Source organism: Brevundimonas sp. CURTG3B2_SDJG (assembly GCF_057364705.1).
This window is the reverse complement of sequence record NZ_JBNFOJ010000155.1, coordinates 1-7284: the sequence shown is the minus strand read 5'-3', so window position 1 is coordinate 7284 and position 7284 is coordinate 1. Positions and strand designations below refer to the sequence as shown.

At 68.3% G+C, this 7284-nt stretch carries 5 protein-coding genes and 3 pseudogenes; 7 read left to right on the top strand and 1 reads right to left on the bottom strand.

The genetic code is table 11. From position 1 onward, the window contains the following. The 5 genes and pseudogenes from AC2W7C_RS11370 to pnp all read left to right on the top strand — a co-directional run. The coding region (locus AC2W7C_RS11370; protein ID WP_486001538.1) for a hypothetical protein at nt 1-670 on the top strand (670 nt) is incomplete at its 5' end. A gap of 92 nt (nt 671-762) precedes the next feature. Continuing rightward, entirely contained in the window at nt 763-1218 is a 456-nt protein-coding gene (rbfA, locus tag AC2W7C_RS11365; protein WP_486001537.1) for a 30S ribosome-binding factor RbfA, read from the top strand. Further along, a pseudogene (truB, locus tag AC2W7C_RS11360) lies at nt 1218-2149 on the top strand (tRNA pseudouridine(55) synthase TruB). Before rbfA ends, truB begins: the two are co-directional and overlap by 1 nt. 10 nt (nt 2150-2159) lie before the next feature. Next, complete coding sequence (gene rpsO, locus AC2W7C_RS11355; RefSeq protein WP_400616057.1) at nt 2160-2429, top strand: 30S ribosomal protein S15; 270 nt, start codon at nt 2160-2162, stop codon at nt 2427-2429. A 312-nt stretch (nt 2430-2741) separates the two neighbouring features. Then, nucleotides 2742-4973 carry a polyribonucleotide nucleotidyltransferase gene (gene pnp, locus AC2W7C_RS11350; protein WP_486001536.1) on the top strand — a complete coding sequence of 744 codons (2232 nt, stop codon included), beginning with the start codon at nt 2742-2744 and terminating at the stop codon, nt 4971-4973. 130 nt (nt 4974-5103) lie between these two features. Here the strand turns inward: pnp and dapE are convergent. After that, a pseudogene (gene dapE, locus AC2W7C_RS11345) lies at nt 5104-6266 on the bottom strand (succinyl-diaminopimelate desuccinylase). A 148-nt stretch (nt 6267-6414) separates the two neighbouring features. On the opposite strand from dapE, the gene AC2W7C_RS11340 reads away from it, so the two are divergent. Then, complete coding sequence (locus AC2W7C_RS11340; protein WP_486001535.1) at nt 6415-6885, top strand: cupin domain-containing protein; 471 nt, start codon at nt 6415-6417, stop codon at nt 6883-6885. Further along, a pseudogene (locus AC2W7C_RS11335) lies at nt 6882-7284 on the top strand (hypothetical protein); the annotation flags it as partial. The gene AC2W7C_RS11340 and the pseudogene AC2W7C_RS11335, both read left to right, overlap by 4 nt.

Genomic DNA, 7284 nt, shown 5'->3' with positions numbered 1-7284 from the left:
GCCGGCGCGGCGTCTTCGCTTCCCCCGCCGTCTACTGTCGACAGCGCCCAAGCAGCTCGGCCTGGCCTTCCGCGCGGCCTGGGATCGCGCCCCGCCGGTCACGTCCGCCGCCCCCGGAGAGGACGACGGGGGGAGCTTCACCTATGAATCCGGCAAGCTGACGCCGCTCGGCGGCGATCGCTACGCCTTCATCTCCAAGGGGACGGGCGAAGGCGGTCACGTCTCGCCCGGCGCCCTGGCCATCCACTATCTCCAGCGCACGCCGGACGGTTTCCGCCGGGTGGACGCCGACCCGCTGATCCTGGTGAGCGGAACCTTCGGCAACGCGCCGGACTGGTCGGTCCGCACCGGTCTGCTGCCCAACCCCGTGATCGTCGCCGAATCCGGCGGGACCTGGCAGGGCTACACCTGTTCAGGCGCGACCGTCGTGGAGCTGGCGCCGGAGCGGCCCGTGCAGCGCACCGGCTACGTCCGGCTGTTCTACACCAACGACGGCGCCGTCGAGGGGCCCCAGGCCAAGACCATGGAAGGCCGGCTCGTGCCCGGGACGCCTGGGCGCGACTTCGCCGTACAGTATTCCGGCGCCAGCGGCGCGCGGGTCACCTGGCGGCTGGGCGCGGACGGGACCTACAAGCCGGTCGACGAGCCCGCCGACCTGCCCTGGTGCTGACGCTGGACACCCCGGCCGCGCGGGACTAGACCCCGCCCCTTCGCTTTTCGAGCCGGGTCCGAGCCCCGGCGGCGATGAAGAAGGAGCGCCCGATGGGTCGCAAGCAACACACCCGCAACGCCTCCGGTCCGCAGGGACCGTCGCAGCGTCAGCTCCGCGCCGGCGAGCTGATCCGTCACGCCCTGGTCGAGGTCCTGCGCGAAGAGGAGATCCACGATCCGGCGATGGACGGCGTGTCCGTGACGGTGACCGAGGTGCGCCTGTCGCCGGACCTGAAGCACGCCACCTGCTTCGTGGAGCCCCTCGGCGCGGGCGTCGCGGCCGCTCCGACCGCCGGCCATGTCGACGAGATCGTCAAGGCGTTGAACGCCCACGCCAAATTCCTGCGCGGCGTGCTGGGGCGGCACATCGACATGAAGTTCACGCCGGACCTGCGCTTCCGTCACGACGAGAGCTTCGACGCCGCCAGCCACATGGACCGGCTGTTCGACGACCCCCGGGTGCGGGCCGACATCGAACATGTGGACGAGGACGAGGAGCGGTTCTGATGGGCCGCCGCAAGCGCGGCGAGGTCGTCAACGGCTGGGTCTGCCTGGACAAGCCGTTCGAGATGGGATCGACCGAGGCCGTCAGCCGAATTCGCCGGCTGTTCGACGCCCAGAAGGCCGGCCACGCCGGTACGCTGGATCCCCTGGCGTCGGGAATCCTGCCCATCGCGCTGGGGGAGGCGACCAAGACCGTGCCCTTCATGATGGAGGCGCAGAAGGTCTATCGCTTCACCATCAACTGGGGTGTCTCCACCGACAGCCTGGACCGCGAGGGCGCGATCGTCGGCCGGTCCGACGAGCGGCCGACGGCGGCGGCGGTGGCGGCGGCCCTGCCGGCGTTCGTCGCGAGATCGACCAGATCCCGCCGACCTTCTCCGCCATCCGGGTGGACGGCCAGCGGGCCTATGACTTGGCGCGCCAGGGCGTGGAGGTCGAGCTTCAGGCCCGTCGGGTCACCATCCACGAGGCGGCGGTGACCGCCGCGCCGGACGTCGACCACGTCGAGATCACCATCCGCACGGGCAAGGGTGTCTACGTCCGCTCGCTGGCCCGCGACCTCGCCCGGATACTGGGCGCGGAGGGCCATGTCTCGGCCCTGCGGCGCGAGCGCGTGGGGCCTTTCTCGGTCGAAAACGCCGTCACGCTGGATTCTCTGGAGGAAATGGTGCATAGGGGCGCCGCCTCGGAAGGCTTGCTTCCCGTCGCGACCGCCCTGGACGACATCCCGGAGCTGGCCGTGACGGACCAAGACGCCTTCTCGCTTCGGCAGGGACGGCCGATCGTTCTGCTCCCCCGTCAGGTCGAAACGCTCAAGGCCCGCCTTCGGGAGGGTTCCAGGACCGTTTCAGCCTTTCAGGGCCAGACCCTCGTCGCTCTCGGTCAGTTGCGGGCCGGCCGGCTGGAACCCGACCGCGTATTCAACCTCCAGTAAGGAGAACACGATGTCGATCACTGCTGAACGCAAGCAGGAAGTCATCAACGACAACGCCCGCGGCGCGGGCGACACCGGCTCGGCCGAAGTCCAGGTCGCGATCCTCTCGGAACGCATCGCCAACCTGACCGAGCACTTCAAGACCCACAAGAAGGACAATCACTCGCGTCGCGGCCTGCTCAAGATGGTCTCGCAGCGTCGTCGCCTTCTGGATCACCTGAACAAGGTCGATCGCGAGCGCTACACCGCTCTGATCACCAAGCTGAACCTGCGCCGCTAAGGTGGAGGCAAGAAGGGCTCGCATCGCGGGCCCTTCGTCTTATTGCCGATCACCCCGGCGAAGGCCGGGGCCCAGATCCCGAAACGCCGCCCGGGCCGGTGATCGTTCATCTGGATCCCGGCCTTCGCCGGGATGAGCGGTTTGAAGGAAGCATCGGCTTCCACTGACGCGAGGGCTGGATACCGGTCCTCATTTTCCCCGAGGCGTTCGCGATGGCGCGTACGCCTCATGGACCGAAGGACTGAACGCCCGACGCTCCACCCGCTTATGGGACCCCGCGCGGAATCCGCCGCCGGGATACGAAAGATCAAAATGTTCGACATCAAACGCAAGACGATCGACTGGGCCGGCCGCCCGCTGACGCTGGAGACGGGCCGCATCGCCCGCCAGGCCGACGGCGCCGTCCTGGCGACCTACGGCGAGACCGTGGTTCTGGCCACCGTCGTCTACGGCCGCGCGCCCAAGCCGGGCCTGGATTTCTTCCCGCTGACCGTGAACTACCAGGAAAAGACCTTCGCGGCCGGCAAGATCCCGGGCGGCTACTTCAAGCGTGAAGGCCGTCCGACCGAGAAGGAGACCCTGGTCTCCCGCCTGATCGACCGCCCGATCCGCCCGCTGTTCGTCAAGGGCTTCAAGAACGAAACGCAGGTCATCGTCACCGTCCTGCAGCATGACCTGGAGAACGATCCGGACGTCGTCGGCATGGTCGCCGCCTCGGCCGCCCTGACCATCTCGGGCGTGCCGTTCATGGGCCCGATCGGCGCTGCGCGCGTCGGCTACATCGACGGCGAGCTGGTGCTGAACCCGACGATCGACCAGCTGCCCGATTCGGCGCTGGATCTGGTCGTGGCCGGCACCCAGGACGCCCTGATGATGGTCGAGTCCGAGGCCAAGGAGCTGTCGGAAGACACCTTCCTGGAAGCCCTGATGTTCGCCCATAAGGGCATGCAGCCGGTGATCGACGCGATCATCGACCTGGCCGAGCACGCCGCCAAGGAGCCCTTCGACTTCCAGGCCGAAGACCATTCCGACGTCGTCGCCTCGATCAAGAAGCTGGTCGGCGAGGACATCAAGACGGCCTACACCCATGTCGGCAAGTACGACCGCCGCTCGGGCGTCGACGTCGCCAAGAAGAAAGCCGCCGAGGCCCTGGTCCGCACCGACGAGAATCCCGACGGGGTCGATCCGGCCAAGTTCGCCACGGCGTTCAAGGAGTGCGAGGCCGAGGTCCTGCGCCGCGACATCATCGAGAACGGCCACCGCGTCGACGGCCGGGCGCTGGACAAGGTCCGTCCGATCGTCTCGGAGGTCGGCGTCTTCCCGCGGACCCACGGCTCGGCTCTGTTCACCCGCGGTGAAACCCAGGCCATCGTGGTCGCCACGCTCGGCACCGGCGAGGACGAGCAGTACATCGACGCCCTGACCGGGACGTACAAAGAGAAGTTCCTGCTGCACTACAACTTCCCTCCCTATTCGGTCGGCGAGACCGGTCGGATGGGCGGCGCGGGCCGTCGGGAAATCGGTCACGGCAAGCTGGCGTGGCGGGCGATCCGTCCGATGCTGCCGTCGTCGGAAGAGTTCCCCTACACGATCCGCCTGGTGTCCGAGATCACCGAGTCCAACGGCTCGTCCTCGATGGCCACGGTCTGCGGTTCGTCGCTGGCGCTCATGGACGCGGGCGTGCCCCTGAAGAAGCCCGTCTCGGGCATCGCCATGGGCCTGATCCTGGAGCCGTCGGGCGAGTTCGCCATCCTGTCGGACATCCTGGGCGACGAAGATCACCTGGGCGACATGGACTTCAAGGTCGCCGGCACGCGTGACGGCATCACCTCGCTGCAAATGGACATCAAGGTCGCCGGCATCACCGAGGAGATCATGCGCAAGGCGATCGCCCAGGCTTCGGCCGGCCGCCTGCACATCCTCGACGAGATGGACAAGGCCATCGACGGCGCCCGCGCCGAGCTGGGCGAGTTCGCGCCGAAGATCGAGTCCATCAAGGTCCCGGTCGACAAGATCCGCGAAGTGATCGGAACCGGCGGCAAGGTGATCCGCGAGATCGTCGAAAAGACCGGCGCCAAGATCAACATCGAGGACGACGGCACCGTGAAGATCGCCGCCTCGGAACAGGACAAGATCGACGCCGCCAAGGCCTGGATCTCGTCGATCGTCTCCGAGCCGGAAGTCGGCACGATCTACACCGGCAAGGTCGTGAAGGTCGTCGACTTCGGCGCCTTCGTGAACTTCTTCGGCGCCAAGGACGGCCTGGTCCACGTGTCGCAGATGGCCCTGGAGCGCGTCGCCAACCCGGCCGACGTCGTTTCGGAAGGCCAGGAGGTCAAGGTCAAGTTCCTGGGCCTGGACGACCGCGGCAAGACCAAGCTGTCGATGAAGGTCGTCGACCAGGCGACCGGCGAAGACCTGACGGACAAGATCAACGCCGAGCGCGCCGAACGCGGCGAGCCCCCGATGTCGGAAGACACCGGCGGCCGTCCGAAGCGGGACGGCGACCGCGGCGGCGACCGCGGCCGTCGCCGCCGGGACTGATCGTCCCCCGGCTTCACTATTGGCTGACAAAGGAAGGCCCCGGTGGAAACGCCGGGGCCTTCTTCGTTCTTGCACCATTTCCATCTTCCTCGGGACAAGCCCGGTGATGACGGCCAAGGCAGGGCTGGAGTCAGCTCGCTCGCGCGAAATAGGTCTCAATGACCCGGCGATAGACCTCGGCCAGGGCCTCGATCTCGGCCACGGGCGCGCGCTCGTCGACCTGGTGCATGGTCTGGCGACCAGGCCCAGCTCCAGCACCGGACACATGGCGCGGATGAAGCGGGCGTCCGAGGTGCCGCCGGTGGTCGAGGCCTCGGGCCGGCGACCGGCGGCGGTCTCGACCGCATCCTGGACGGCGGTGACGAAGGCCCCGTGCTCTGTCAGGAAGGCGTCGCCCGAGTGCAGGTGCTCCAGCTCGATCCGCAGGCCGCTTTCCGCCTGGGCCCGGCCCGCTTCCGCGTTGAGCCAGGCCATTAGGCTTTCCCCTGTGTGGTTGGGGTTGAAGCGGATGTTCAGCCGTCCCTTGGCCTGGGCCGGGATCAGGTTGGTGGCCGTGTTGCCGACGTCCAGCGTGGTCAGTTCGAGGTTGGAGGGCTGGAAGGCTTCGTAGCCGTCGTCCAGGCGATGGTCGGCCAGCGCCGCCGCCAGCCGGGCCAGAACGGGCACGGGATTGGCCGCGCGGTCCGGATAGGCGACATGGCCCTGCTTGCCGTGGACGGTGATCCAGGTGTTCAGCGAGCCGCGGCGGCCGATCTTGATCATGTCGCCCAGCGCCTGCTGGGACGAGGGTTCGCCGACGACGCAGGCGTCGATGACCTCGCCCTCGGCCATCAAGGCCTGGACCACCTTCTTGGTGCCGTGCAGGGCCGGGCCTTCCTCGTCGCCGGTGATCAGGAAGGACAGCGAGCCCGGAACCTCGCCCTCGGCCAGGAGGCGGGAGACGGCGGCGACCCAAGCGGCGATGCCGCCCTTCATGTCCACGGCGCCCCGGCCATAGAGGACGCCGTCCTTGACCTCGGCCTCGAACGGGCCGGCGGTCCAGGCCTCGGTCGCGCCGGTCGGCACCACATCGGTATGGCCGGCGAAACAGAGGTTGGGCGAGGCCGTTCCACGGCGGGCGTACAGATTTTCAATGTTTTCGAACGGCATCCGCCGGCAGGCGAAGCCGAGCGCCGTCAGCGCGCGCTCCAGCACGTCCATCGCGCCTTCGTCGGCGGGGGTGACCGACGGACGGCGGATCAGGTCGCGGGTCAGTTCGACAGGATCGATAACCGGAGTTGATGCGAGGCTCATGCATCCTTGCTTTACGGGACATCAAGGCCGACACAAACCCCGTCATTCCGGGGCTCGGCGTGGCCGGGAACCCGGAACCCAGGGGACCGAGATGCTGCCCTGGGTCCCGGGTTCCGCTTTGCGGCCCCGGGATGACGAGGAGAGATGAATGCCGAAGATCGACATCGACGCCGCGCCGACCGGGCACGGTACGGGCTACCCCGAAGCGTTCGCCGGCCCCTGCAAGCCGCGCCGCCGCTGGAAGCTGGGAGACGCCGCCGGCCTGGACCAGTTCGGGGTCAATCTGCTGCGGCTGCCGGACGGCGCCTGGTCAAGCCAGCGGCACTGGCACGAGGGTGAAGACGAGTTCGTCTGGGTGCTGTCGGGCGAGGTCGTGCTGGTCGAGGAGGACGGCGAAACGGTCCTGAGGGCCGGCGATTGCGCGGGCTTCAAGGCGGGCGTTCCGAACGGCCACAAGCTGGAGAACCGATCCGGCGTCGAAGCGGTCCTGCTGGAAGTCGGGACGCGAACCCCAGGCGGCGACCGCGGCGACTATCCCGACCTGGACATGGTCTTCCGGCCGGACGGCTATTTCCATCGCGATGGAACCCCTTATCCGAAAGTCGACCGACGCACGTGACCGTAGAAAGCCTCGACACCGGGTCGCCGACGCCCCCCGTTCCGCCTTCCCCGCCCGAAGGTCCGTCCAGCCCGTGGGGCATCCGCGACTTCCGCCTGCTGTGGTTCGGCCGAGTGGTGGCGGTGCTGGGCATCCAGATCCAGTCGTCGGCCCTGCTGTGGCAGGTCTACGAGATCGCCCGGCGCGACCATCCGGTCGAGCAGGCGAGCCTGTACCTGGGGCTGGTCGGCCTGTGCCAGTTCCTGCCGCTGCTGGCCTTCACCCTGCCGGCCGGGGCGATGGCCGACCGCCGGGGACCGCAAGCGCACCGTCGCCCTGTCGATCGTGGTCGAGGCGATGTGCGCGGCCGCCTTCCTGGGGCTGGCGCTGCACGGATCGCCGCCGCTATGGGGGCTGCTG